The sequence below is a fragment of the Streptomyces sp. DSM 116793 genome (genome assembly GCF_057320905.1).
On the sequence record NZ_CM170494.1, the window covers coordinates 3,124,954 to 3,150,600 of the forward strand.

At 75.1% G+C, this 25,647-nt stretch carries 21 protein-coding genes, 1 tRNA gene and 1 pseudogene; 14 read left to right on the forward strand and 9 right to left on the reverse strand.

The annotated features are described in order from the left end of the window. Nucleotides 1-11: 11 nt before the first annotated feature. Together ACSMXW_RS12260 and ACSMXW_RS12265 are read right to left on the reverse strand one after the other, a co-directional pair. A complete protein-coding gene (locus tag ACSMXW_RS12260) occupies nucleotides 12-1,016 on the reverse strand; it encodes a Ppx/GppA family phosphatase (RefSeq protein ID WP_485806074.1) in 1,005 nt (334 codons plus the stop codon). A 412-nt stretch (nucleotides 1,017-1,428) separates the two neighbouring features. Then, a complete protein-coding gene (locus ACSMXW_RS12265; RefSeq protein ID WP_485806075.1) occupies nucleotides 1,429-1,833 on the reverse strand; it encodes a ChaB family protein in 405 nt (134 codons plus the stop codon). A gap of 254 nt (nucleotides 1,834-2,087) precedes the next feature. Here ACSMXW_RS12265 and ACSMXW_RS12270 point away from each other — a divergent pair, with 254 nt between their 5' ends. Further along, entirely contained in the window at nucleotides 2,088-3,170 is a 1,083-nt protein-coding gene (locus ACSMXW_RS12270) for an NAD-dependent epimerase/dehydratase family protein (RefSeq protein ID WP_485806077.1), read from the forward strand. Between the two features lie 60 nt (nucleotides 3,171-3,230). Here ACSMXW_RS12270 and ACSMXW_RS12275 read toward each other — a convergent pair whose 3' ends face one another. Next, nucleotides 3,231-4,151, reverse strand: a complete 921-nt coding sequence (locus ACSMXW_RS12275) for an SDR family oxidoreductase (protein WP_485806078.1) — start codon at nucleotides 4,149-4,151, stop codon at nucleotides 3,231-3,233. Between the two features lie 288 nt (nucleotides 4,152-4,439). On the opposite strand from ACSMXW_RS12275, the gene ACSMXW_RS12280 reads away from it, so the two are divergent. Continuing rightward, nucleotides 4,440-4,766 carry a plasmid stabilization protein gene (locus ACSMXW_RS12280; RefSeq protein WP_485806080.1) on the forward strand — a complete coding sequence of 109 codons (327 nt, stop codon included), beginning with the start codon at nucleotides 4,440-4,442 and terminating at the stop codon, nucleotides 4,764-4,766. Between the two features lie 142 nt (nucleotides 4,767-4,908). On the opposite strand, the gene ACSMXW_RS12285 is transcribed toward ACSMXW_RS12280, so the two are convergent. The 4 genes from ACSMXW_RS12285 to ACSMXW_RS12300 form a co-directional block, all read right to left on the reverse strand. Continuing rightward, complete coding sequence (locus tag ACSMXW_RS12285; RefSeq protein ID WP_485806081.1) at nucleotides 4,909-6,042, reverse strand: aminotransferase class I/II-fold pyridoxal phosphate-dependent enzyme; 1,134 nt, start codon at nucleotides 6,040-6,042, stop codon at nucleotides 4,909-4,911. After that, the gene (locus ACSMXW_RS12290; RefSeq protein WP_485806083.1) at nucleotides 6,039-6,692 is read right to left on the reverse strand and encodes a helix-turn-helix transcriptional regulator; all 654 of its coding nucleotides are present in this window, start codon (nucleotides 6,690-6,692) and stop codon (nucleotides 6,039-6,041) included. The genes ACSMXW_RS12285 and ACSMXW_RS12290 overlap by 4 nt, the downstream gene beginning before the upstream one ends. A gap of 26 nt (nucleotides 6,693-6,718) precedes the next feature. Further along, entirely contained in the window at nucleotides 6,719-8,452 is a 1,734-nt protein-coding gene (locus tag ACSMXW_RS12295) for a SpoIIE family protein phosphatase (RefSeq protein WP_485806084.1), read from the reverse strand. A 442-nt stretch (nucleotides 8,453-8,894) separates the two neighbouring features. After that, a complete protein-coding gene (locus ACSMXW_RS12300) occupies nucleotides 8,895-9,929 on the reverse strand; it encodes a DUF4331 family protein (protein WP_485806086.1) in 1,035 nt (344 codons plus the stop codon). Nucleotides 9,930-10,806: 877 nt separating this feature from the next. Here ACSMXW_RS12300 and ACSMXW_RS12305 point away from each other — a divergent pair. From ACSMXW_RS12305 to ACSMXW_RS12335, 7 genes are all read left to right on the forward strand, one after another. After that, a complete protein-coding gene (locus ACSMXW_RS12305) occupies nucleotides 10,807-12,165 on the forward strand; it encodes an ATP-binding protein (protein WP_485806088.1) in 1,359 nt (452 codons plus the stop codon). Further along, the gene (locus tag ACSMXW_RS12310; protein ID WP_485806090.1) at nucleotides 12,162-12,569 is read left to right on the forward strand and encodes a roadblock/LC7 domain-containing protein; all 408 of its coding nucleotides are present in this window, start codon (nucleotides 12,162-12,164) and stop codon (nucleotides 12,567-12,569) included. The genes ACSMXW_RS12305 and ACSMXW_RS12310 overlap by 4 nt, the downstream gene beginning before the upstream one ends. After that, nucleotides 12,566-12,934 carry a DUF742 domain-containing protein gene (locus ACSMXW_RS12315; protein ID WP_485806091.1) on the forward strand — a complete coding sequence of 123 codons (369 nt, stop codon included), beginning with the start codon at nucleotides 12,566-12,568 and terminating at the stop codon, nucleotides 12,932-12,934. Before ACSMXW_RS12310 ends, ACSMXW_RS12315 begins: the two co-directional genes overlap by 4 nt. After that, the gene (locus tag ACSMXW_RS12320; RefSeq protein WP_485806093.1) at nucleotides 12,906-13,508 is read left to right on the forward strand and encodes a GTP-binding protein; all 603 of its coding nucleotides are present in this window, start codon (nucleotides 12,906-12,908) and stop codon (nucleotides 13,506-13,508) included. The genes ACSMXW_RS12315 and ACSMXW_RS12320 overlap by 29 nt, the downstream gene beginning before the upstream one ends. Then, nucleotides 13,505-14,752 carry a cytochrome P450 family protein gene (locus tag ACSMXW_RS12325; RefSeq protein WP_485806095.1) on the forward strand — a complete coding sequence of 416 codons (1,248 nt, stop codon included), beginning with the start codon at nucleotides 13,505-13,507 and terminating at the stop codon, nucleotides 14,750-14,752. Before ACSMXW_RS12320 ends, ACSMXW_RS12325 begins: the two co-directional genes overlap by 4 nt. A gap of 6 nt (nucleotides 14,753-14,758) precedes the next feature. Further along, on the forward strand, nucleotides 14,759-16,018 hold the full coding sequence (locus tag ACSMXW_RS12330; protein ID WP_485806096.1) for a cytochrome P450 family protein: 1,260 nt from the start codon (nucleotides 14,759-14,761) through the stop codon (nucleotides 16,016-16,018). A gap of 350 nt (nucleotides 16,019-16,368) precedes the next feature. Beyond that, nucleotides 16,369-17,631, forward strand: a complete 1,263-nt coding sequence (locus ACSMXW_RS12335; protein ID WP_485806098.1) for a glucuronyl esterase domain-containing protein — start codon at nucleotides 16,369-16,371, stop codon at nucleotides 17,629-17,631. A gap of 132 nt (nucleotides 17,632-17,763) precedes the next feature. Here the strand turns inward: ACSMXW_RS12335 and ACSMXW_RS12340 are convergent, their stop codons facing one another. Further along, nucleotides 17,764-18,774: a right-handed parallel beta-helix repeat-containing protein gene (locus ACSMXW_RS12340; RefSeq protein ID WP_485806100.1), complete on the reverse strand. Its 1,011-nt coding sequence runs from the start codon at nucleotides 18,772-18,774 to the stop codon at nucleotides 17,764-17,766. A gap of 364 nt (nucleotides 18,775-19,138) precedes the next feature. Here ACSMXW_RS12340 and selA point away from each other — a divergent pair. From selA to ACSMXW_RS12355, 3 genes and pseudogenes are all read left to right on the forward strand, one after another. Beyond that, a pseudogene (gene selA / locus ACSMXW_RS12345) lies at nucleotides 19,139-20,383 on the forward strand (L-seryl-tRNA(Sec) selenium transferase); the annotation flags it as partial. A 452-nt stretch (nucleotides 20,384-20,835) separates the two neighbouring features. Continuing rightward, the gene (locus tag ACSMXW_RS12350) at nucleotides 20,836-22,653 is read left to right on the forward strand and encodes a SelB domain-containing protein (protein WP_485807976.1); all 1,818 of its coding nucleotides are present in this window, start codon (nucleotides 20,836-20,838) and stop codon (nucleotides 22,651-22,653) included. 84 nt (nucleotides 22,654-22,737) lie between these two features. Beyond that, nucleotides 22,738-23,319: an HD domain-containing protein gene (locus ACSMXW_RS12355; protein WP_485806102.1), complete on the forward strand. Its 582-nt coding sequence runs from the start codon at nucleotides 22,738-22,740 to the stop codon at nucleotides 23,317-23,319. Nucleotides 23,320-23,379: 60 nt separating this feature from the next. Here ACSMXW_RS12355 and ACSMXW_RS12360 read toward each other — a convergent pair. Then, a tRNA-Sec gene (locus tag ACSMXW_RS12360) sits at nucleotides 23,380-23,472 on the reverse strand. 313 nt (nucleotides 23,473-23,785) lie between these two features. Here ACSMXW_RS12360 and selD point away from each other — a divergent pair. Then, nucleotides 23,786-24,805 carry a selenide, water dikinase SelD gene (gene selD, locus ACSMXW_RS12365; RefSeq protein WP_485806103.1) on the forward strand — a complete coding sequence of 340 codons (1,020 nt, stop codon included), beginning with the start codon at nucleotides 23,786-23,788 and terminating at the stop codon, nucleotides 24,803-24,805. Between the two features lie 508 nt (nucleotides 24,806-25,313). Further along, the gene (locus ACSMXW_RS12370) at nucleotides 25,314-25,547 is read left to right on the forward strand and encodes a PLDc N-terminal domain-containing protein (RefSeq protein ID WP_485806105.1); all 234 of its coding nucleotides are present in this window, start codon (nucleotides 25,314-25,316) and stop codon (nucleotides 25,545-25,547) included. Nucleotides 25,548-25,647 lie beyond the last annotated feature (100 nt).

The window sequence follows — 25,647 nt, forward strand, 5'->3', positions numbered from 1 at the left end:
TGTTTGCAGTACTAGGCCGGTGATGCCGCGGCGTGCAGGCGCTCGGCGGAGGCCGGGGCGGGGCCGGTGTCCCGGGTGAGGTCGGCCCACCAGTCGGCGCCGTCCTCCATGTAGCGCAGCAGGACGCCCTCGCGGATGGCCCAGGGGCAGACGGTGACGAGGCGCAGGCCCATGAGCTTCATCGCGGTGTGGCCGACGACCGCTCCGGCCAGGCTCTGGGCCGCGCGCGGCGCGGAGATGCCCGGCATCTGGGCGCGTTCGGCCGCGGGCAGGGCGGCGAGCGTGCCGATGGCCTTGCGCAGGTCCTTGCGGCGCATACGGCGCTCGGTGAACGGGCCCTGGCGGCCGGGCGCGGCACCGCACAGCCGGGCGAGCTGCTGGAAGGTGCGGGAGGTGACGACCGCGGTGCGCGGGTCCTCCCAGCGGATCCGGGCCGCGACATCCCGCAGGTCGTGCCGCACCCGGCGGCGCAGTGCCTTCACCTGTGCACGCGCCGGAGGGTCGTCGGCGCCGAAGCACTCGGTGGTGAGCCGGTTCGCGCCGAGCGGGAGGGAGGCTGCGAAGTCGGGCAGCCGCCCACGGCCGAAGGCCACTTCCAGCGAGCCGCCGCCGATGTCGAGCAGGGCGAGGGGGCCCGCGCGCCAGCCCATCCAGCGGCGGGCCGCGAGGAACGTCAGCTCCGCCTCCGTCTCGCCCGGCATGGTGCACATCCGGATGCCGGTGCCCTCCCGCACCGCGTCCAGGACCCGCTGGCGGTTGGGGGCGTTGCGCACCACGGCGGTCGCGAACGCCAGCGGGCCCGCGGCGCCCCACTGCCGGGCCGCGCCGTCGGCCTCCGCCACCGCCTTGACGAGGTGGTGCAGGGCGTCGTCGCCGATGGTGCCGTCGGCCTCGGTGCGCTCGGACAGCCGTAGCTTCCACTTGACCGTGTGCACGGGCAGCAGCACGCCGCCCTCCGCGTCCGCCACGACCAGCCGTACGGTGTTCGACCCTGCATCAACCACGCTGACTCTCATGTTCCCGGCCTACCCTGCCGACCCCCGGAGAATCGCGCTCACGGGTCCTCGACCGGTTCCGCATAAGGAGATGGCCGACGGACGAGGGCGCTTGACGTGTCGTCAGGGGCGGTGCCGGGCAAGGGGGCTCACGCGGGTCGCCGCCGGGTGGCGCGGCGCTCCCCCGGCGGCACGGCGCGCACCCGGCCGGGGGCCGGGACCACCGGGTGCACGGACCACCCGGGTGCACGCGACCACCCGGGTTGCGGGCATACGGCACGGGCTCCCGGTAGAGCGGGGTCCAGCAGGGTCCCGGTACGGCGGAGTTCCCGCGCACGCGCCGGCGCCCGGCCGGTGCGGCCGGGCGCCGGGTGCGGGGCGCCGGGTGCGGGGCGCCGGGTGCGGGGCGGCCGGGAGTTCCGGCGCCGGGGGCTCAGCCGGCGCGCGCCCTGCGGGTCCGTGAGCGGTTCGCCTTGCGGATCGCCTTGATCAGTTCCGGTTTGCTCATCCGGGAACGGCCCTCGACGTCCAGCCGGCGGGCCACGTCGTACAGGCGCTGCTTGGTCGCGCGCTCGTCCACCCCTTCGCCGCTGCGTCCGCCCTGCTGGCGGGGCCGCGCCGAGCGGGGGTCGGAGGGTGCCTTGCGGCCCCTCTCCTTGCGCTCCCAGTGGTCGCCCACCTTCTCGTGCGTGTGCTTCAGGGCACCGTAGGCCACGCGGTGGGCCCGCTCACCCTCGCCGTACTGGTCCACCGCCGAATCGTGCGCCTTGATCCAGGTGCGCTGCGCCTCCCGCGGCGAGCGCCGCAACGTCGACGGCAACTCCTCACGTGCCGGCATCGCGATCACCTCCTTCGCTGCACGTCCCGGTGTCCGGCCTGCCGCCGCGTGCACCGGCCTGCCGTTCACCTCCGCAGTTCCCACGCCGGGCGCCGGGAAACAGGCGAAGCGACCGCCGCCGCACCGGGGCGGGTGGTGCCGTTTCGTGTCCCGCGCCGCCGGGCACCCGGCCGTCCGGCGCGTTCCGGGCGCCGGCGGCGCGGATCTGGTGCCCGCCAGCGGCCCGGGCGCAGGGCACGTCTGGGAGGTCGCTCATGGCAAGCGACAGGGAGAACGCCGGCCTGCGCGTGGTCGTCGTCGGCGCCACGGGCAACGTGGGGACCGCCGTCGTCACGGCGCTGGGCGAGGACCCGCGGGTGGGTTCGATCCTCGGGCTGGCCCGCCGGGTGCCCCGGTGGGCCCCGCCGAGGACCCGGTGGTCGGGCGTCGACGTCGCCGAGGCACCCGAGGAGGAACTCGCCCGGCACTTCGAGGGCGCGGACGCGGTGGTCCACCTCGCCTGGCTCTTCCAGCCGACGCACGAACCGGTGACGACGTGGCGCACCAACGTGCTCGGCAGCATCCGCGTGTTCGACGCGGCCGTGGCGGCGGGGGTGCCGGCGCTCGTGTACGCGTCGTCCGTCGGCGCCTACTCCCCCGGTCCGAAGGACCGGCCGGTGGACGAGGGATGGCCCACCCACGGCTGGCCGGACGCCGCCTACTGCCGGGAGAAGGCCTACCTGGAGCGGGTCCTGGACACACTGGAGCGCGACCACCCCGGCACGCGGGTGGTGCGCATGCGTCCCGGATTCATCTTCCAGCGTGGTTCGGCGTCTCAGCAGCGGCGGCTGTTCGCGGGGCCGCTGGTGCCGAACGCGCTGGTCCGGCCGGCGACGGTGCCGGCCGTGCCCGACCTGCCCGGCCTGCGCTTCCAGGTGCTGCACGCCGAGGACGCCGCGGAGGCCTACCGGCTCGCCGTGGTGCGGCAGGTGCGCGGCGCGTTCAACCTCGCGGCCGAGCCCGTCGTGGACGCCCGCCTGCTGTCGGGGCTGCTGGGCGCCCGCCGCGTACCGCTCGCGGTGCAGCCGCTGCGGCGGGCCCTGTCGGCGGTGTGGCGCCTGCACCTCGTGCCCGCGTCCCCGCACCTCTTCGACGCCGTGCTGCGCCTGCCCCTGATGGACACCGGCCGCGCCCGGGGGGAGCTGGGCTGGCAGCCGCGCCACTCCTCCGAAGAGGCGCTCGGGGAGTTCCTGGCGGGACTCAGGGAGAGCGCCGGCCTGCCCACGGCGCCCCTCGCCCCGCGCATCCCCGGCGGACGGGCGGGCGAGGTCATGACCGGGGTCGGCCGGCGGCCCTGAGCGGCGGGCCCTGAGAGGATCCCGGGGGCCGGCGGGGCGGCGGGCCCGCTCACCCGCCGCTCAGCGCGTGTCCGTCAGGCCGCCCGTCACGGCGACGATCTCACCGGTGGTGAAGCTGGAGTCGGCGTCCGAGGCGAGGTACACATAGGCGGGAGCGATCTCCTCGGGCTGGGCCACCCGTCCCATCGGCGCGTCGGCGCCGAGCTGGGCGATCATGTCCTCGGGCATGCGCTGGTCGGCGATGTTGAGCACCGTCCACGTCGGGCCCGGGGCGACCACGTTCGCCCGTACCCCCTTCTTCGCGAGGTGCGGCACGATCGACTTCGTGAAGACCACGAGCGCCGCCTTGGACGCCGCGTAGTCGATCATGATGTCGTTGCCCTTGAGGGCCTCCTCCGTCCCCGTGGCGATGATGGCGTCGCCCTCGCCCAGGTACGGCAGCGCCGCCATGACGAGGTGGAAGTAGGCGTACACGTTCGTCTTGAACGTACGGTCCCAGTCCTCGTACGTGAGCTGCTGAAGCTCCTGCTTGCTGTTGAGGTACGCGGCGTTGCTGACGAGGACGTTCAGCCCGCCGAGCGTCTCGACGGTGCGGGTGACGGCCTGCCGGCAGAAGTCCGGGTCGCACAGGTCGCCGGGGAGCAGCAGGCAGGTGCGGCCCACCGCCTCCACCTCGCGCCGGGTCTCGTCCGCGTCGCTCTGCTCCTGAGGGAGGTAGACGATGGCCACGTCGGCGCCCTCGCGGGCGTACAGCAGCGCCACGGCCCGGCCGATTCCGGAGTCCCCGCCCGTGATCAGTGCGTTCTTCCCGGTGAGTTTGCCGGCGGGCCGGTACCGCTCGGCCCGGTACCGGGGCCTGGGCTCCATCAGCGACTCCAGGCCCGGATGCGGCTGGCGCTGCTTCGGGTACGGCGGCACCGGTTCCACGGCGACCTGGGGTGCCTCGGCCGCCTGGGCGGATGGGGTGCTGCGCTGCTGCATGGTCCGCGTCCTCCTGACTCTGTGTTCACCGTCCGTGCCGGCGCCCGTCACCGTGCGGCGCACGGCCCCCCGGGGGCCGGCCTGCGGCGCCGCGTACCCCCCGCCGACCGGCGCAAACGGTGCCCCGGCAGCGACGCGCACTCTGAGCGATCAGTCCGTCATTTTCGGCTACCGTCACGGTCGGTAGGGCGCTTCTCGTCCGCGGAAGGCGGTTCCGCGGAATGACCGGGAGCAAATGGGGCATCCGGACGGCTGACGATGCGACGTTCCGTGATCGAGGAGGTTCCGATGCCTGCAGGCTCCAGCAGCAAACGCGAGCGACAGTACGAGCACGTCAAGGAGGGCGCCGAGCGCCGGGGCACGTCCAGGGGGCGGGCCCGGGAGATCGCGGCCCGGACGGTGAACAAGGAACGGGCCCGCACCGGCGAGGCCCGCTCCGCGAGCAGGACGTCCACCCGGGATCCCAAGTCCGCGTCCCAGCGGGGCGGTGAGCGGTCCCGTCGCGGGCCGCAGAGCCCGACGAAGGACCAGCTCTACCAGGAGGCCAGGAGGAAGAACGTGAAGGGGCGGTCCTCCATGACCAAGGCGCAGCTCAGCAGGGCGGTGGGCCGCTGAGGGTGCGGCTGCCGCCCCGGCCCCGGTCCGACGGGAGCCGCCCGTTTCGGCCGGCCGCGATCCGGGGGTCTCGTCGTGGTTCCTCGCGCGGTTCCCCCCGCCCCCAGGGGGGCGCGGCCCACCGTCCGGGACACCGGGGGGATCAGCGAGCCGTACGCAGCCACCCTCCGAACGCCGCCAGACCCTCCTCCGGGTTCGCTCGGCCGATGCCCACGCGGAAGCGGTCCGTGGGGGTCGGGGTGAGCTCGGAGCGGTAGACGCCGCTCGGGAGGAGCAGGACACCCGCCTCCGCCACCAGGCGGCCGCAGAACTCCTCCACCCCTTCCTGGCCGAGGTAGCGGGGAAAGGCCACGCAGCCGCCGTCCGGGGCCCGCCACTCGAACAGGTCGGCGTGCTCCGCGAAGAACGCGTCGAAGAGCGGGAGGTTCCGGGCGATCAGCGCCCGGTTGCGGTCCAGGATCGTGTCGCGGGCCCTGAGCGCGATACGGGCCAGGATCTCGCTGGGTCCGGCGTTGCAGATGGTGGTGTAGTGCTTGGCCCGTTCCAGGCGGCCCAGCAGGGCCCGGTCGCGGCAGACGATCCAGCCGATCCTGAGGCCCGGCAGGCCCAGGGCCTTGGAGGTCACGTTCAGCGACAGGGCACGCTCCGACAGGTCCGCGGCCTGCGGCAGGGTGCGGCTCGGGTCGCGTTCCAGGCCGCGGTAGACCTCGTCGCTGAAGAGGTGGATGCCCCGTTCGTCGCAGAGCCGCGCGAGCGCGGCGAAGTCGGCGGCGCCGACGACCTTGCCGGTGGGGTTGTTGGGGAAGTTCACCGACACGACCCGGGTGTTCGGCCGGAGCGCCGCCCGTACCGCGTCCAGGTCCAGCGCCCAGTCGCTCCCGGCGTCCAGGGCGACGCCGGTGACCTCGCACAGCGAGCGCGGGACGGTCTCCGCGGCCTGGTAGTTGGGGGTGACCACGACCGCGTGGTCGCCCGCGTCCAGCAGGACGTTCATCGTCAGGTAGAGGCCCTCTTCCGCGCCCGCGAAGCAGAGCACGTCGGCGGCGTCCGCACGCTCGTACGTCGCGGCGATGGCCGCGCGCAGCGCCGGGTCGCCGTACGTCCGGGTGTAGCCCAGGGACATGCCCTCGAACGCGGCGCGGTCCTCGGCGTCGGCGAGGGCGAGCAGTTCCGGGAGGGTCATGGTCTGGGCGTCGGAGGCGGTCAGGTGGTGACGCGCGGTGAACTCCCACCGGGAGAAGAAGCTCTCCAGCCGGAAGTCGGGCAGCCATGTCATCGCGTGTGCTCCTTCGCGCCCGCCGCTCTGCACGCGGCGAGCAGGCCGTAGAGGGTGGACCGGGAGACCTTCAGGGCGGCGGCGACGGCGGGGGCCGCGCGGCGCACGGCGAACACCCCGGCCTCCTCCAGACGGCCGAGCACGGCCAGCCGGTCGGCCCGGGTCAGCCGCTCCACCGGGCGGCCGCACTCGCGCACGTACGCGCCGACGATGTGCTGCACGCGCTCGGTCCAGTCCCGCTCGAACAGCGGCTCGGGGCGTGCCTCGGTGGGTGCGCCGAACGCGGACAGCACGGCCGCGGCCTGCTCGAACGGCGTCCGGTCGAGGTTGACGCACAGCACCGCCGAGGCCGTCCCGTCCGCCGTGCGCAGGACGGCGCTCACGGACGACAGGCGCCGGCCGTCCGCGAGCAGCTTCTCGTACGGCCCGAAGACGTCCCGCGCCGCCGGATCGAGGGCGTCGAGATCGCCGAGCAGCGACGGGTCGCCGGGGCCGCGCGCGGACGTCGGGTTCCAGACCGCCAGGATCCGGTCCGTGTCCGGGTCGTGCAGCACCACCTCGGCGTACGGGCTGAGCAAAAGCGCGACGGCCTGGCCCACGGGCGCCCACATGCGCACCCGGGGGTCGGCGTCCTCCTCCGCGGTCTCCATGGGCTGGACTGTACGTCCAGATTGGATCAACCGTCCAGACCGGCTCGATCGCCGCCGCCGGCCGGGCGGGGCCTGGCGAGCAGCAGGGCCACGTCGTCGTCGTTCCTGCCGCCCACCCGCAGGTCGTCCACGACGTGTGCGCACATGGCGTCCAGGTCGTCGTCCATGCGCCGCCGCAGGACGGTGGCGAGCCGCCGCAGCCCGGTGTCGATGTCCGCGGACCTGGTCTCCACCAGGCCGTCCGTGAACAGCGCGAGGACGCTGCCGGCGGGAAGCGGCAGCATGGTGGACGTGTAGGCGGAGCGGAGGCCGAGGCCGAGCGGGGTGTCCGCGGGCAGCTCCAGGATCGAGGGCGTGCCGTCGGGCGCGACGACGATGGGCGGCGGGTGGCCCGCCCGCGCGATGGTGATCGTCCGCGCCGACGGGTGGTAGAGGGCGTAGACGCAGGTGGCGAAGTGCACGGCCGATTCGAGGGAGTCCGGGAGGTGGGTCCGGCCGTCCAGGCTCAGCGCCGCCACGTCGAGCCCCGCGAGGAGGTCTTCCGGCGCCATGTCCAGGGCGGTGAGGGTGTGCACGGCCGTGCGCATCTGCCCCATGGCCGCCGCCGCGTTGATGCCGTGGCCCATGACGTCCCCGACCACGAAGGCGACCTTGCCGCCCCTGCCCGGGATGACGTCGCACCAGTCGCCGCCCACGCCCTCGTGCCGCCCGCTGGGCAGGTAGCGGAAGGCGACGTCGGCGGCGCTCCCGGCGTCGAGCCGGTGCGGCAGGAGGGTGCGCTGGAGCGCGAGGGCGGTGCCGTGCTCACGGGCGTAGCGGCTGGCGTTGTCGATGGCGAGCGCGGCCCGGCTCACCGCCTCCTCGGCCAGCGCCACGTCCTCCGGTGTGAAGGGCGCCGGGTTGTGCGCCGTGCGCGCGAAGACGGCCACCCCGAGGACCGACCCCCTCGCGACGAGCGGCACGAACATGGCGGAGTGCATGCCCGCCGCCCGGACGGCGCGCGCCCGGGCGGGGTCGGCCGCCAGCCAGGGCGTGCCGTGGTCGAGGTCGGCCTCCAGGTGGGACCGCTTGGTCCGAAGCGGCCGGGAGATGGGCGAGCCGGGCGGCAGGAACACCCGCTCCCCCGGCGCGAAGACCGCCTCGGGCGCGCCCGGGGTGACCGAGGCGAGGCCGCCGCGCAGGAACACCGGCTCCCCGAAGGCAGCGGAGCCGGCGCGTTCGCGCGGCACCTCGCCGTGCGCGACGTCCTCGCGCAGGTCCACGGTGACGAAGTCGGCGAGGCCTGGCACGGCGGCGTCGGCGAGTTCCTGGGCGGTGGTCATGACGTCCAGGGTGGTGCCGACCCGCCGGCTCGCCCGGTTGAGCAGGCCGAGCCGCTGCAGCGTCCTGCTGTCGCTGATGTCGAAGCCGACGGTGGCGACGCCGAGCGGGGTGCCGTCGGCGGCGTCGAGGCGGAAGAGGGAGACCGAGAACGTCCGCGGGGGACCGCCGTCGCGGGGCGTCCTGACGAACTGGTGGTCGATGATCGGCCGTCCGTCGTCGAGCACCCGCCGGAGCACGGGCTCGACCTCGGCGGAGGCGAACTCCCGCACCGCCTCGCCGAGCGAGACCGCCTCGTCGCGCTCCCAGGTGGCGCCGGACTGCTCGGCGGCGGCGGTGTTCAGCCAGACGCAGCGGAGGTCGGTGTCCCAGACGGCGAAGGCCACGGGGGAGGCCTCCAGCAGGGCGCCGCGGAGCGCGGCCGCAAGCCCCGATGGCACCCTCCCCACCCCCTCGGACCGCCCGACGCTCTCCGGCGGGCCGGCGTCACCCGGCGGGTTGGCGTCACCCGGTTGGCCGGCGTGCCCCGATGGGTCGAGGTCCCCCGATGGGCCGACGCCTCCCGGCGGATCGGCGTTCTCCGGTTGGCCGGCATCCCCCGGCGGGACGGCGTCCCCCGGCGGGCCGCCCGGCGGGTCGGCGTCTCCGGGCAGGCCGCGGTCCCCGGGCCGGCGGTCGCCCTCCCACCGGCCGTGGCCCTGCGACCGGCGGCCGCACTCCGACCAGCCGCCGCACTCCGACCAGCCGCCGCACTCCGACCAGCCGCCGCCTGGGACGTGTGGGCCCTTCATCGCTCCCTCTCTCCGTCTGCCCTGGGCGGCCGCGCCGCCGGTGCGCGGAGCGGGGCGCTCGCGCGAGCGGCGCCCGGGGTCTGCGTGCGGGTCAGCTCGTGGGGTGCACGTAGGGGAAGGCGGTCGTCGGAGGCACGGGGACCGCGGTGTGGTCGATGCCGAGGGAGCACGCCGTGTTGGTGGCGAAGGAGAACATCACCTCGGGGGCGTTGTCGGTGAGGGCGCGGCCGTTCCACCCGGCGAAGCCGAACTCGGCGGGGGTGCCGATCGTGTACGGCAGTTGGTTGGGGCAGATCCGCTCGGCGACGGCCCTGCCGTGCGCCCGGGGGTCCTGGGCGCTGCCGTGGGCGGCGACGACGGCGGCGACCATGTCGGTGACGGAGGTGCCGTAGCGGTCCATGTCGTCGGCGGGCAGCGTGACGTTGAGCCGGTCGCCGAGATCCTCGTCGTGCTGGGTGAAGAGCGGGTGGACCATCGGGACGCCGGCGCGGTTGACGGGGCGCCAGCCGCCGGAGTCGGTGGCGAGGCTGGCGAGGGCCCACACCCCGATGCGCCGCTCGCCCCCGGTCGCGTCGATCAGCTCGCGGTCGGGGATCTCCAGCACCGTCGCGTAGATCTCGTTCTCGGCGAAGGCGTTCTGCGCGCGGCGCGGGTCCCAGTCGGACAGGTCCACCCGGGTGCCGTTCGCGAACGCGTCGCCGATGGCCCCCAGCACGGTGGGCTCGATCCAGAACGGGTCGTGGGCCCGGCCCGCCCAGAGCCGCAGGCCGCCCTCGCCGGCCGTCTCCGTGCCGGTGGCGCCCTTGACGATCAGCACGCCCTCGGCCGCGGCGTCGGCGGCCTCGGCACCGACGAGGCGGTGCAGCCGCAGCTCCTGACGGTCCGCCGCGTCCGGGGCGCCGTAGGTGAACCGGTAGGTGACGTCCTCGACCCCGTCACCGTCCGCATCGATCTTGAACTCGTACCGCGCTTCCGGGTGGAAGCCCGTGGGGGCGTCCGGTCCGGCCGCGGACGGGCAGACGTCCAGGACCAGGACGGTGCCGGTCTCGCCCCGGAAGACGTACAGGTCGGTGATGTCCAGGCGGACGTCCTGGCGGGCCAAGGGCGAGTCGAGGTGGTGCGACATGCGCGAATTCAACCAGTACGCCCCACCCGTCCACCCCCGCCCACGCGGCCCCGACCACCGCGGTCACCCTTCCAGCGGCGGCACCCGAAGGGGCGCGGGGAACCGCGCGACCAACCACGGCACAACCCGCAGGTCGCCACCGACCCAAAGGGGCAGTCCCCGCCGTCGCCGGACCACCGGCCCGTGGCGGGTTGCGCGCGCAGTTCCCCGCGCCCCTGCCGGGGCGCACCGCACCGCGGACACACCGTTCGTGAGGGCCGAAGCGGACGTACCGCCACACCCGGCTGCGGATCACAGCGGCCACGCTATCCTCAGGAGCGCACACCGGTTACCGTGACGAGACGTGCACGCGGCGCAACCGGCTGCTGCGCTGCTGCGGCCCGTGCGGGCAACCGGAGGAACGGCAGATCATGTACGGCATCGCCGGCGAGCTGAGGCCCGTCCAGGGCGAACCGAATGCGCTGCCCGGACACGACGATGCGGCCCGGGCGCGGGCCGGCCAGGAAGCGGCGGCGCCCCACCGGCGCCCCGGCCGCCGCGGCGCTCCGCCGGACCCGGCGCGGAGACCGGCGCACGGAACACCGGGCAGCCGGACCGGACCCGGCCCCGCCGGAGACGCCCGGGATACCGGAGACGCCCGGGATACAGGAGACACCGCAGACACCGGAGCCGTCGGGGACACCGGGGGCCCGCCCGGACCCTCACCGGCCCTCAGACACCACCCCGCGTCCCCCCGCAGACACCACCCCGCCTCCCCCCACCACTCCTGACACCCCGCCGACGCGGCCCCCACCACGCCCGCCGACCTTCTCTCCCCTCCCCTCCTCAATCCCCCGACGTCTCCCTCCCCCCATCCCCCCAAGCCCATGAGGACCTGATGACCCCTCTGATACACGACGTGCTGCTGTGGGTGCCGACCGGCGGCCTGATCGCCACCGCCGCGGCCGCGCTGCGCTACCGCAGGACAGCGGTCGTGCGCGCCGGCCTCCTGACCACGACGGAGGCCAGAGCGGCGGCGGCCGAGCAGCGGGCGGCCGAGGCGGAGCGGCAGGTGGCCGCGCGGGACGAGGAGGCCGCACACCTGGCCGAGTCCCGCCTGCCCGCCCTCGTGTACACGCTTCAGCACGGCATCGGCGACCTCTCCTCCACCGGCGGCCCGCGCCACCCGGAGCTGGCCGACACCACGACGGGCAAGGCGTACCTGGCCGTGCTGGAGCAGGTGAACTCGCTGACGGCGGCGGCCACCGAGCGCGCCGAGGCGGCGGCCCGCGCCGCCGTGCAGGCCGTCACACGCTCCGTCCAGGCCCTCGTCTACGAGCAGCAGGCTGCCATCACCAAGCTGCTGGACACGGAGCACGACGAGCGGCTGCTCGAACTGGTCCAGCCCATCGACCACACCGGCAACCAACTGGCCCGCCGTCTGCAGATCCTGGGCGTGCTGACGGACATGTGGCCCGGCCGGCAGCGTGACGACGTGCCCCTGCTGGACGCGGTGCGCGGCGGTGTCTCCAGGATCCGCGACTTCCAGCGGATCAAGGTTCCCAACGAATCGCCGTACTGGGTCGCCAGCCGGTACGTCGAGCCGGTGGTGCTGGCCGTCGCGGAGTTGCTGGACAACGCCGCCCGGCACAGCGCCCCCACCACTCCCGTGGAGGTCAGCTTCCTGGAGGCCCACCACGGCGTCAGCATCGAGATCCACGACGCCGGGCCCGGCATGGCCCCCGAGGCCCGCGAGCTGGCGGCGCGCCGGCTGGCCGGCAAGGACCCGGTCAGGCTGACCGAGCTGCGGGTGCCGCCGAGCTTCGGCCACCTCGGGGTGGGCCGGCTCGCCGCCAAGTACGGGTTCCGCGCTTCCATCGACGAGGAGCACTCGGTGCACGGCGGGGTGCGTGCCGTGCTGCATCTGCCCCGTGCGCTGCTCACCACGCCGCACCCCGACGGGGCGCCCGAGCAGACCGCGCCGGCCACGCCGGCCACGCCACGGCAGCCCGCCGTGCCGGCCGCCGAGACCGCCCCGCCGCCGGCACCGGCCGCGGACGACCCGGTGGTGGCGCCCACCGCGGACGAGTACCCGGTCGCGGAGGACGGCCTGCCGGTGCGCCGCCGCTCCCGCACCAAGGGCACCCGCCCCAGCCGCCCGGCGGCCGTACCGCCGTCCCCCGGCTCCGGCCAGAACCTTGCCGCGTTCGTCCGCGCCACCAAGTCCGCCCGCACCCCTGATGAGGAGACATCGTGACCAAGAACCCTGACGTGAGCTGGATCCTCGACGAGCTGGTCAAGGCGCCGCACGCCCGCCACGCGGTGCTGTTGTCCGCCGACGGGCTACAGCGGGCGGCCTCCGCGGGCGTGCAGCAGGACCTGGCCGACCGGGTCTCGGCGATCGCCTCGGGCATGCAGTCCCTCAGCCGCAACGGCGGCGACTTCGTCAGCGAGGAGCCGACCGCCTGGCAGCAGACGATGGTGCAGTTCGAGGACGGCTTCCTGTTCGTCATCGCCGCCGCCGACGGGGCCTACCTGGTGGCGTCCGCGGGGCCCGAGGTCGACGTCTCCGCGTTCTCGTACGACATGGCCAAGATGGTGGAACGCCTCGGGTCCGAACTCGCGGTCGCACCCCGTGAGCCGCAGGCCGAGCACGCATGAGCGCGGCACGGCGCGGCGGCGACCGGCTGGTGCGGACCTATGTCATCACCGGTGGCCGGTCGCACGCCAGCCGGAACCACTTCGACCACGTCACGCTCGTCTCGCTCTCCGGTGCCGCCTCCCACCTCGGCCGTGCCCAGCACACTCCGGAGCACACCCGGATCCTTCAGGTGCTGGCCGACGGTGCCCAGTCGGTGGCCGAGCTGGCCGCGCTGCTGCGCCTGCCGGTGAGCGTGGTCCGGATCCTGCTGGCCGATCTGATGGACTCCGGGCACATCACCACCGGGCCGCGCATCACCGACACTCCCGAACACGACCGCCGCACGCTGCTGGAGGATGTCCTTGCCGGCCTTCGCCGCCTCTGAAGCCCCGCCGGTCCTGCGCGGCGACGAGCGGACCGCGAAGATCCTCGTCGCCGGGCACTTCGGCGCCGGGAAGACCACACTGGTCCACTGCCTGTCGCAGATAGCGCCCGTCAGCACCGAGGAGGTGATGACGAGCGCGGGCGCCGGCATCGACAGCACCGACCTGCCGGACAAGACCACGACCACGGTGGCCATGGACTTCGGCCGCCTGTCGCTGACCGACGACCTCGTCCTGTACCTGTTCGGCGCGCCGGGCCAGCCGCGCTTCTACCCCGTCCTGGAGGACCTCGCCGTCGGCGCGCTCGGTGCGCTGGTCCTCGTGGACACCCGGCGGCTCGCCGAGACGTATCCCATCCTGCAACTCGTCGAGGACCTCGGTCTGCCCTACACCGTCGCCGTCAACCTCTTCGACGGCGCGCCCGTCGTCCCCGAGCGGCGCCTGCGCGAGGTCATGGACCTCGCCGCCGACACGCCGCTGGTGACCTGTGACGCCCGGGACCGGGCCAGTTCACGCGACGCGCTGATCGTCCTCATCACCCATCTGCTCACCCTCACGACGGAGTCGGCTCAGTGACCACGCAGACCCCACCCCGCAGTACACCGCCCGAGGCCGCCGACCCGGTGCCGATCCACGGGGAGGCCTTCAGCGCCGACCCGCACGCCACCTACGACCGGCTGCGGGCGCGGGGCCCCATCGCGCCCGTGGAGATCTCCCCGGGCGTGTACGGGTACCTGGCCGTCAGCTATCGGGCGGCCGTGTACCTCCTGCGCAACACCCCGGCGCGGTTCGCCAAGGACCCCACCAACTGGGAGGCCCTGCGGAAGGGCGAAGTGCCGGCCGACAGCCCGGCCGTGATGATGATGCAGCCGCGCGACAACGCGCTGTGCAAGGACGGCGCCGAGCACGCCCGGCTGCGCCAGGCGATCACCGGCAGCCTGGCGCGCGTCGACACCCACGCCCTGGTCGAGGCGGTGTCCATGATCGCGGACCACCTCATCGACGTCTTCGGCGCGGACGGGGAGGCCGACCTGGTCGCGCAGTACGCGGACCCGCTGGCGATGCTCACCGTGATCCACCTGTTCGGGTGCCCGCCCGAGCTCGGCGAGCGCATCGTGCACGCCGTCGTCCGGGTGCAGGACGCCGGCGCGGACGCCGCCCGGGCCAACGCCGAGGTGGAGTCCGCCTGCCTGGAGCTGACCGGGCTCAAGAGGGATCACCCGGCGCGGGACGTCACCAGCCACCTGATCGAGGCGGGCCTCACCGACGCGGAGATGGTCCAGACGATCCTGATGGTCATCGGCGCCGCCGCGCCTCCGACCAGCAGTCACATCGGCTACGGCCTGCGCCGGGTCCTCACCGACCCGAGCTTCGCCGGGAGCGTCCACGACGGCGTCAGGCCGGTCTCCGACGCCCTGGAGGAGGTTCTGTGGGAGAACCCTCCCGTCTCCAACCTCTCGCCTCTCTACGCGCTCGGACCACAGAGCTTCGAAGGCGTCCACCTGGCGCCGGGTTATCCCATCCTCGTGAGTTTCGCCGGTGCCAACGGCGATCCCGCCCTGAAGGTGCCGCCCGCCGCGCGGGCCGGCAACCGCGGTCACCTCGGCTTCTCGGCCGGGGTGCACGCCTGCCCGGCGCCCGACCTGGCCCGCGTCATCGCCGAGACGGCCCTGGAGCGCGCCCTCGACCGGCTACCGGGCCTCGACCTCGCCATACCCGACACCGAGTTGCGCAACAGGCCCGGCACGTTCCTCACCGGCCTGACCGCGCTGCCCGTGGTGTTCCGCCCCGACACCAGAATGGTCGCTACCGGAAGGTGAACCGCCATGACCGCCGGCTCCGTCAACTCCCCGGACAGCACATGCCCTTATCACCTCGATTCCGCCGGCTCCGACATCCACGCCGAGGCGTCCGCCCTGCGGGCGCGCGGCCCGGCCACCCGCGTGACGCTCCCCGGCGGGGTGCCCGCCTGGTCGGTGACCGACCCGCACCTGATACGCCGCCTGCTGGTGCACCCCGGCATCTCCAGGGACGCGCACCAGCACTGGCCCGCCTTCATCGAAGGCGAGATACCGGAGGACTGGCCGCTGCGGATCTGGGTCGACGTCCGCAACGCCCTCGGGTCCTACGGGGATGAGCACCGGCGCCTGCGGCGCCCGCTGGCCGCCGCGTTCAGCACCCGCCGGGTCCGCGCGCTGGTCCCCCGGATCGAGCAGATCACCCGGGACCTGCTGGACGAGCTGGCGGCGGCCGGCCCGGACGAGACCGTGGATCTGCGGGCCCGGTTCGCCTGGCGCCTGCCGCTGCTCGTCGTCAACAGCGTGCTGGGCGTCCCCGACCACCTGCACGACGCCTTCCGCGACGCGATCGGGGACGTCTTCCGCACCGACCTCTCCCCCGAGGTGGCGGCCACGGCACCGGTGCGGCTCTACGGGCTCATCGGCGAGCTGATCGCGCACAGGCACGACCACCCCGTGGACGACGTGACGTCGGCGCTCATCGCCTCGCACGCCGCGGGCGAGCTGACCGACCAGGAGCTCGCCGACAGCCTGATGCTCCTCATCGGCGCCGGCCACGAGACCACGGTCAACCTCCTCGACCACGCCGTGGTCGACCTCCTGACCCACCCCGACCAGCTCGCCCTGGCCACCGGCGGCCGGGTGCGCTGGGAGCAGGTCGTCGAGGAGGCGCTGCGCCACCAGGCGCCCATCGCGACCATCATCCTGCGTTTCGCCGTCCACGACGTGGTGGACGAGCCCACCGGCCTGGTCTTCGCCCGGGGCGACGCCCTCGCCATCAACTTCGCCGCCGCGGGCCGCGATCCGGGGGTGCACGGCGAGGACGCCGACGCCTTCGACGTCACCCGCGCCACCGCCCGCGAGCACCTCGCGTTCGGGCACGGCGTGCATCTGTGCGTGGGGGCGGAACTCGCCCGTATCGAGGCGTGCATCGCCCTCGCCGCGCTCTTCACCCGCTTCCCCGACCTGCGCCTGGCCGTCGCGCCCGGCGAGCTCCGCCCGCTGCCGAGCCTCATCTCCAACGGCCACCAGCGCGTTCCCGTGGTCCTCGGCGCGGCAGCAGCGTGATCGTTTCTCCTGGGCGGTTCCCCGGGTCGTCCCGGGGGGCCGCCGGGCCGTCCGGCGACGGGGTGTACGTCCCCCGTCTCAAGTGCGGGCGTTCGAGGCGGGGTTGCGGGTTCGACCGCGGCCCTTCTACGGTTCCTCTGTACTGGGCCGCGGTTGAGGCCTGGGGCAGGTTCGTCGACGGTCGGGGCCCGGGGCATCCCCGACGACCGTGCGGCCTGGGGGCAGCTTCGACGCCATCGTGGCCCGGCGTGTTTCCCACGATGTGGCGTGTACCGGCAGTCAGGTGACTCCATGCCGTCCGGCGGGGGCCGCCGCTGTCGTCTGCGCGCCTCCCTATGGAGGTCCCCAGCATGCGCTTCCACCGATACCGGCCCCGGGTGTGGGCGGCCGCGGTCTTCGTGGCCGTGGCGAGCCTCGTGGCCGCCGCCCCCGGCGCGGGGGCGGTCACCGCGGGCGGCTTACGGGCCGCCCCGCAGGTCCAGGCCGGCGGCGAGGACGACGGCGCCGACTGCGCCGTGCCCGACCCCGGCACCGGACCCGCGAACTCAAGGCTCCCCGACCCCTTCACCCGGCTGAACGGCACCCGGATCACGGCCAAGTCGGACTGGCGGTGCCGCCGGGCCGAGATCAAGAAGGCCGCGGAGAAGTACGTCTACGGCGAGAAGCACACGAAGCCGGCGAGCGTCACGGGCACGGTCTCCAGGACCGGCATCACCGTGAACGTGTCGGACCAGGGCAGGAGCGCCGGCTTCTCGGCCTCGGTCAGCCTGCCGAGCGGCACGGGCCCGTTCCCCGCCGTCGTCGTCTTCGGAGGGTTCGGCGCCGACACGAACACCATCAAGGCGGCCGGCGCCGCCGTCATCACCTACGACCCCTACGCGGTCGGGAAAGAGGGCACGTCCCGGACCAACAAGCAGGGCGCGTACTACAGCGTCTACGGCTCCTCCAGCAGCACGGGCCTGCTGATGGCGTGGGCCTGGGGCGTGAGCCGGATCATCGACGTCATCGAGCAGTCGGACGGCAGCGTCCTCAAGGCGGGTGCGACCGGCGTCACCGGGTGCTCGCGGTTCGGCAAGGGCGCGTTCGTCACCGGTGCGTTCGACCAGCGCATCGCGCTCACCATGCCGATCGAGTCCGGCACCGGCGGCGCCCCCGTCTTCCGCGGGATCCCCGGGGAGACCGGCTCCCAGCCGCTGAGCAGCGCCTACGGCGAGCAGCCGTGGCTGGGTGACGCGTTCGGCTCCTTCACGGGCAACCCGAACTCGCTGCCCGTGGACACCCACGAGATCGTGGCGATGGTCGCGCCACGCGGCCTGTTCGTCATGGAGAACCCGCACGTGGACTGGCTGGGCGCCAGGTCGGGAAGCGTGGCGGCGCTGGGCGGCGCCGAGGTCTACAAGGCCCTCGGCGCCGGCAGCAACATCAGCTACTGGTCCGACGTCCAGGACGGCACCCACTGCGCCGTCCGGTCCGAGTGGCGGACCCCGTTGCAGCAGAGCATCCAGAAGTTCCTGCTCGGCACGGGCAGTCCGCCCGCCGTCTTCAGGATCGCCCCCAGCAAGGCGGGCAACCTGTCCCAGTGGCGCGACTGGACGACGCCCACGCTGTCCTAGCCGGCGGCGGGCCCGCCCGCTCGATCCTCCGGCAGAGCCTCGAAGGGCCCCGGCGGAGGTTCACCGGGAGTCCGGGGCCCGGCGCGTGCACGCGCCGGGCCCCGGTGTGCAGGCGGCCCGCCCGCCAGGTGTTCAGGGGTCGCAGCCCGGCTCGGGGCCCTCGTAGCCGGGCCTTGAGGAGTCGTCGATGCCGACCTCGCAGGCGATGGACGGGTCGAGTTCGTTGTCCTTCACGTGGGCGTCGGTCGAGTGGTTCTGGAGGCCGATGGCGTGGTCGGGGCCGGCCTGCCAGGTGTTTCCCGTGACGGTCAGGTGCTGGACGTCGTCGACCATGAGGGCCTGGGACGCCTCCCGGGTCCGGCAGTCGTTGTTGCTGAACGTCCAGTCCTCGGAGACGCCCTCGCCGCTGCCGTCGCCGGCCTCGGAGTCGGGGCCCTCCGCCATCAGGCACATGTTGTCGATCTTCTGGCACCGGTTGCCGTCGATGACGACGTGCCGGCTGGCCACGTCCTCGTCGTCGGTGGCGAAGGTCTGCATGCAGTCGGCGTGCGCTCCGGTGCCGTTGTCGGTGCTGGAGATGGTGTTGTGCGCGATGGTGATGTCGTCGCCGAAGAAGCGCAGGCCGTCGCCGTCGCCGCCCCGCGGCGCCGTGACGGTGTTGTTCCGCACGGTGACGTCGTCGCCGTGGATCTCGATGCCCGGGGCGGACGGCTCGTCCATCGTGTAGCCGTCCACGACGACGTGGTCGGCGTCGATGTCGATGCCGCCGACCCGCCGGCCGTCGCCCGAGTAGGTCACCGGTTTGTCCGCGGTGCCGCCCTTGTCGATCTCCAGCCGGTCGTCGTCCCCGACATCGTCCATGCAGACGACGTCGCCCGGCTGGATCGCGGTGGCCGAGCGCCGGTCGGTGATGTGCCGGGTGCAGGCCGGCGCCGCGTCGGGGTGGGCGCCGGGGCCTTGGGCGGGTGCCGCGGTCGCCGCGCCCACCGCGTGAGCGTGTTCCGCCGGCCCTGCCGCGCTCGCGTGTTCCGGCGCCCCTGCCGCGGTCGCGTGTTTCCCCGGGCCTGCCGCCTGCGCCGCGAGTGGCAGGCTGAGCAGGGCCAGCGCGGCGGCGCAGCCGAGCAGGGTTCTCCTGAGTGACACGTCCGTTCCTCCCATGCGTCTCATGGCCGGAGAAGCTAGCCCGACGGCTTCGGGAGGGCTCCCCTGTGCGGGTGCCGGGTACGGCCCGTCCGCTGTGCGTGCACCGGCGTGCTGGTGCGTTCGGGGGATCGTTCCAGGCATGCGCGCTACCGGGCCGTGTGGCGTGCGCCGTGCGCGGTGGGCCGGACGTACGGTGCGGCAGATGGAAGGCGACCCCGCCCCGGGCGGCGCCCCCGCCGCGCCGGGCGACCACCGTCCCGCACCGGACGGCCACCGCGCCGTACGGGAGGACCACCACCCCGTACCGGACGACCGCCGTCCCGCTTCGGCCGACCCCCGCCGCCGTCTCCCCCGGACGGACGTCCTGCTCGCCGAACCCCGGCTGGCCGCCGCCGTGGAGCGGCTGGGGCGGGGGGTGGTGAAGGGGGTGGTCGCCGGCGTCCTGGCGCGGGCGCGCGCCGGGGACATCCCCGTCGCGGAGATCGCCGAACGCGCCGTCGCCGCGCTGCCCCCCACCGCCTCCGGGCTCCGGCCGGTCGTCAACGCCACCGGCGTACTCCTCCACACCAACCTGGGCCGTGCCCCCCTCTCCGCCGCCGCCCGCGAGGCCCTGCTCGCCGCGGCCGGCACCACGGACGTCGAACTGGACCTCGCCACGGGGCTGCGGGCCCGGCGGGGCCGCTCGGTGGTCGCGGCCCTGCTGGAGCGGGTGCCGGCCGCCGCGGCCGCGCACGTCGTGGGCAACGGGGCGGCGGCCCTGGCGCTGGCGGCGACCGCGCTGGCCCGGGGTAGGGAGATCGTGGTGAGCCGAGGCGAGATGGTGGAGATCGGCGACGGCTTCCGGCTGCCCGACCTGCTGGTGTCCACCGGCGCCCGGCTCCGCGAGGTCGGCACGACCAACCGCACCGCGCTCGCCGACTACGCCTCGGCCGTGGGCCCGGACACCGGATTCGTCCTCAAGGTGCACCCGTCCAACTTCCGCGTCACCGGGTTCACCCGCCAGGTCGGCGTCGCGGACCTGGCGCGGCTGGGCGCCCCCGTGGTCGCGGACCTCGGCTCCGGGCTGCTCGCCCCCGACCCGGTGCTGCCGGACGAGCCGGACGCGGCGACCTGGCTGCGCGCCGGCGCCCGGCTGGTGACGGCCAGCGGCGACAAGCTGCTGGGCGGCCCGCAGTGCGGGCTGCTGCTCGGCCGCGCCGACGTGGTGCGGCGGCTCGCCCGCCACCCCCTCGCGCGGGCCCTGCGCGTGGACAAGCTGACGCTCGCCGCCCTGGAGGCCACCCTGCGGGGCCCCGCCACCCCGGTGCACACGGCGCTGCACGCCGACCCGGAGCGGTTGCGCGCCCGCGCCGAACGCCTCGCGGCACAGCTGCGCGGGCTGGGTCTCGACAGCCGGGCGGTGGACAGCGAGGCCGTGATCGGCGGCGGCGGCGCCCCCGGGGTCACGCTGCCGAGCGCGGCGGTGTCCCTGCCGGCGTCCTGCGCGGGACCGCTCAGGGGCGCGGCGCCCGCGGTCATGGGCAGGGTGGAGCAGGGGCGCTGCCTGCTGGATCTGCGGGCGGTCCCGGAGGGGGCGGACGCGGAGCTGGCGGCGGCCGTCCGGCAGACGTGCGCCCCCTTCCGTGGCCGCGCCTCAGGGACCCACGGCCGGGGCGCCTCCGGGACCCACGGCCGGGGCGCCTCCGGGCCAACCGCCGCGACGGCCCGCGTCCAGCCGACCGTTGCGACCACTACGACGCCCCCCGCCCAACCGCCCGCCGTGGCCGGCCACGCACCCGTCCAGCAGCCCGCCGCGGCCTCCCCCGTCCAGCCGACCGCCACGGCCTCCCCCGCCACACGGACCACGCAGGTGGCGCCGACCGCCCCGCAGCCCCCGCCGGCCGAGCCGCCAACCGCCCCACAGCCCCCGTCAACCGCCCCGACCGCCCCACAGACCGCCCCGACCGCCCAAAGCGCCCCAGCAACCCCCACAGCCCCCACAGCCCCCACAACCCGGACCACCGCCAACGCCTCCGCACCCCCCACCGCACCCACACCCCCCACCACCCCCGGCAGGTGACCGTGCACGTCTTCGCCACCGCCGGACACGTCGACCACGGCAAGTCCGCGCTGCTGCGGGCGCTGACCGGGATGGAGCCGGACCGCTGGGCGGAGGAGCGGCGCCGGGGCATGACGCTGGACCTGGGCTTCGTGTGGACACGGCTGGCCGGCGCCGGGATGGTGGCCTTCGTCGACGTGCCGGGACACGAGCGGCTGGTGGGCACCATGCTCGCCGGTGCCGGGCCCGCCCCCGCCGTGCTGTTCGTGGTCGCCGCGGACCAGGGCTGGCAGCCGCAGTCGGAGGAGCACCTGACGGTGCTGGACGCGCTCGGCGTGCGGCACGGTCTCCTCGCCGTCTCCCGCAGCGACCTGGCGGACCCGGCGGCGGCGCGGAAGGAGGCGCTGGACCGGATCGCGGAGTCCTGTCTCGGGACGGTGCCGTCCGTGGCCGTCAGCGCGGTGACCGGTGCGGGCCTCGACGAGCTGCGGACGGCGCTGGCGCGGGCGGCGGGCGCGCTGCCGGCGCCCGACCCCGGCGCGGACGTACGGCTGTGGATCGACCGCGTGTTCACGGTGCGCGGCCGGGGGACGGTCGTCACCGGCACCCTCGGCGCGGGCACCCTGCGGGTGGGCGACCACCTCGCGTGCGGCCGGGACGGGCGGCCGTTGCGGGTGCGCGGCCTCCAGACGCTCAAGGAGCCGCGGCGGGAGGTGGTCGCCCTGGCCCGGGTCGCGGTCAACGTGCACGGTCCGGGCTCGGACGCCCTCCGCCGCGGGGACGCGCTGCTCACCCCGGGGCGCTGGCTCACCACCGACACCGTGGACGTCCGGCTGACCGGCGACCCGGCCCGCGACCTGCCGCGGCGGCTGACCCTGCACGCCGGTTCCGCGGCCGTGCCGGTGACGGTCCGTCCGCTGGGCGAGGACACCGCCCGCCTGCGGCTGGCCGCCGCGCTGCCGCTCAGGATCGGCGACCGGGCACTGCTGCGGGACCCGGGACGGCACCGCGTCCCGGCCGGGGTGACCGTGCTGGACGTCCGCCCGCCCGCGCTCGTCCGGCGCGGCGCCGCCGCCGCCCGGGCCCGGGACCTCGCGGCGGTGACCGGCCGGGCGGACGGTGCCGCGGAGCTGCGCCGCCGCGGCCTGGTGCGCCGCGCGGACCTGCTGGCCATGGGGGCGAGCCCGCCGTCCGGGCCGGTGGCCGGCGAGTGGCTGGCCGACCCGTCCCACTGGGCCGGTCTGCGCGACCGGCTGCGTGCCGCGGTCGAGGAGCACGCCGTCCGGCACCCCCTGGAGCCGGGCCTCCCGCTGGAGACCGCCCGTCAGGCGCTCGGCCTGCCCGAACGCCGCCTCGTCGAGGCCCTGCTCGCGGCGGACCCGGCCCTGCGGCAGCGCGACGGCCGCCTCTACGGCAGCCGGTCCCGCCCCGCGCTGCCGCCCGCCGCGGAGGCCGCCGTCGCGGCCGTGCGCGCCGACCTGTCCCGCGCCCCGTTCCGCGCCCCCGAGGCCGAACGGCTGGCGCAGCTCGGCCTCACCCCCCGGCTGCTGGCCGCGGCGGCCGCGGCGGGCTCCCTGCTGAGGATCGCGGACGGCATCGTCCTCCTCCCCGGCGCCGACACGCAGGCCGCCGCCCTCCTGTCCCGGCTGCCCCAGCCCTTCACGGCGAGCGAGGCGAGGCGGGCCCTGGACACCACCCGCCGGGTCACGATCCCGTTGCTGGAGCACCTGGACCGGCGGGGCTGGACGGTGCGTCTGGACGGGGCGTTGCGCCACTGCCCACCGGGGGCGGCGGGAGTGAGGGCCCCGGCACCTGAGGGACGCGCCGGTGCGGCGGGCTGAAGCGACGGGCTGAAGCGGCGGGCTGAAGCGGCGGGCTGAAGCGGCGGGCAGGCTGCCCGGGCGGCGAAGGGAGAGGAGACGGACGTGGCCGACGACCTGTCCGCGGTGGCGCGCCTGCTGTACGAGGCGGGCACGCTGAAGAACGCCCGCCGCACCGGGTGGTGGTTGGCAGGCGTCAGGGACCCGGAGAGCATCGCCGAGCACTCGTGGCGCACCTCGCTGATCGCGTCGGTCATCGCCCGGCTCGAAGGGGCCGACCCGGCACGCGCCGCGCTCCTCGCCGTGTGGCACGACACGCAGGAGAGCCGCACGGGTGACGTGAACCATCTCGGCAAGCGGTACACGCCTCCCGCGGATCCGGGGAAGGTGACCGCGGACCAGACGGCCGGGATGCCGGAAGCCCTGGCCGCGACGCTCCGGGACGTGGTCGCCGAGTACGAGGCGAAGGAGTCGCCCGAGGCGGTCTGCGCCCGTGACGCGGACAAACTGGAGTGCCTGTTGCAGGGCGTCGAGTACCGGGCGCAGGGGTACGAGGGCGCACAGCGGTGGATCGACAGCAGCCGCGAGCGGCTGGTCACCGCGACGGGACGGCGGCTCGCGGACGTGCTGCTCGGGCAGCGGCCCCTCGGCTGGCTGTACGCCGCGATGGGCGAGCGCCCGGTGTGACCGGCGCCCGTCCGCCGGGGCACGGCTCGCGCGCCGCGGCGGGGCGGCGCCTGCCTCTCGCGGAGACGGACGGGAATCGAACCCGCCTGCCCGAGTTGCTCGGGCACCTCGGTTTTGAAGACCGGGAGGGCCACCAGGCACCCTTACGTCTCCCCGCCGGGCCGGAGCGGCGAGCCCGCCGGCCCGGACGAGCATCATCGAAACCGGGGGGCGTGCGGGAGTCAACGCGCCGCGCCCCGGCGCGCAAGTACACACCCCCGCGCGCCTCGGCGATACGCCGTCCGGGGCCCCTCCCACTCCCCCGGGCGGGTCGCGCGCGTTGGTCACGTCGTCAGGCGACATGTCGTCTGACGACACCTCGTCAGGCGACACCCCTCGTCAGGCGACAACTCGTCAGGCGACACGACGTCAGGCGACACGACGTTGGACAACACGACGTCGGACCCCCTGCGGAAAGGAGACCACGATGGCGGCCACGCCCCGGCGGGACGGCATCCGGCTGACCCAGTACGCCCACGGCGGCGGCTGCGCCTGCAAGATCCCTCCCGGGGACCTCGAAGAGGTCGTGGCGGGCCTCGCCGCCGGGCCCACGGCCCCGGCCGGGGACCTGCTCGTCGGCCTGGACAGCGGCGACGACGCCGCCGTCGTCCGGCTGCCGGGCGGCCCGGGCGCCCCCGCCGTCGTCGCCACCGCGGACTTCTTCACACCGGTCGTGGACGACCCCTACGACTGGGGCCGGATCGCCGCCGCCAACGCCCTGTCGGACGTCTACGCCATGGGCGGCTCCCCCGTGGTGGCCGTGAACCTGCTGGCGTGGCCCCGGGAGGCGCTCCCGTTCGAGCTGGCCGGTCAGGTGCTGCGCGGCGGGCTCGACATCGCGGCCGAGGCGGGCTGCCATGTGGCGGGCGGCCACAGCGTGGACGATCCGGAGCCCAAGTACGGCATGGCGGTGACCGGCACCGCCGACCCCGGGCGGCTGCTGCGCAACGACACCGGCAAGCCCGGCGTACCGCTCTCGCTGACCAAGCCGCTGGGCCTCGGTGTCCTGAACAACCGGCACAAGGCGACCGGCGAGGTCTTCCCGGAGGCCGTGGCCACCATGGTGGCGCTCAACCGCGGCGCGGCGGCGGCCGCCCTGGCGGCGGGCGCGGTCTGCGCGACGGACGTCACCGGGTTCGGCCTGCTGGGTCACCTGTTCAAGCTGGCCCGCGCCTCGGGGGTGACCGCCGTGGTCGACGCCTCCGCGGTGCCGCTCCTCGACGGGGCGCGTCAGGCCGTGCGGGACGGTTACGTCAGCGGCGGCACCCGCCGCAACCTGGCGTGGGTCGCCCCCCACACCGACTTCGGCGGCGCGGACGAGCCGACCCGGCTGCTGCTGGCCGACGCCCAGACCTCCGGCGGGCTGCTGGTCGCCGGGGAGGTCCCCGGGGCCCCGGTCATCGGCGAACTCGTACCGGCGGGCGAGCACCGGCTCGTCGTCCGCTGATCCGGCCCCGGACGGCCCGTCCGCTGACCCGGCCCCCGACGGCCCGTCCGCTGACGGCCCCGGACGGCCACGCCCCGCCCGGCACCGGGCGCGGCCTGCACACGATCAGGTCCCGGCGGCCGCGGGCTCACCCCCCTGCGGTGGCCTGACGGCCAGTGTGACGCGGCGTTGACCGCCTGTGTGACGCGGCGTTGACCGCCTGTGCGACGCGGCGTTGACCGCCTGTGCGACGCGGCGTTGACCGCCTGTGCGACGCGGCGTTGACCGCCTGTGCGACGCGGCGTTGACCGCCTGTGCGACGCGGCGTTGACCGCCTGTGCGACGTGGCCGGACGGCCGGCGCAGCCCCGCCGGGACATATACCTGAGAGGTACACGCATCCCCCCTCGGTACGACGCCAGGGCCGCCGAAGATGCTGCCGGAGGCGGGCGCCCGGTGCCCGGCCCCGCTCCTAGCCTCGTGGGTGCAAGCAGGGCGGAGCCCTGACAGCCTGCGGAAACGAACAGCGGGTGAACCTCGTGCACAACGGTCTGGGCCTCGTGGCAGCCGGCCTCTTCATCGCCCTGGCGGTGGCGTACGTCCTCTTCGTCGTCGGCGCCTTCGTCGGCATCCTCAGGTCGCGCTTCACGGCGGGCATGAAGTTCGTGTGGTGCGTCTTCGTGGTGGTCGCACCCTTCCTGGGAAGCGTCCTGTGGTACCTCATCGGCAAGGGCTACGCCCAGCGCCGGCCCCGGCCCTACTGAGCCGGCCCCGCGCCGTGACGTCCCGGACCACCGGCCGGCGGGGGCGCCCACGCGGCGGAGCATGTCGAACCCGGCCCCGCGCCCCTTCCGGGCGCACCGC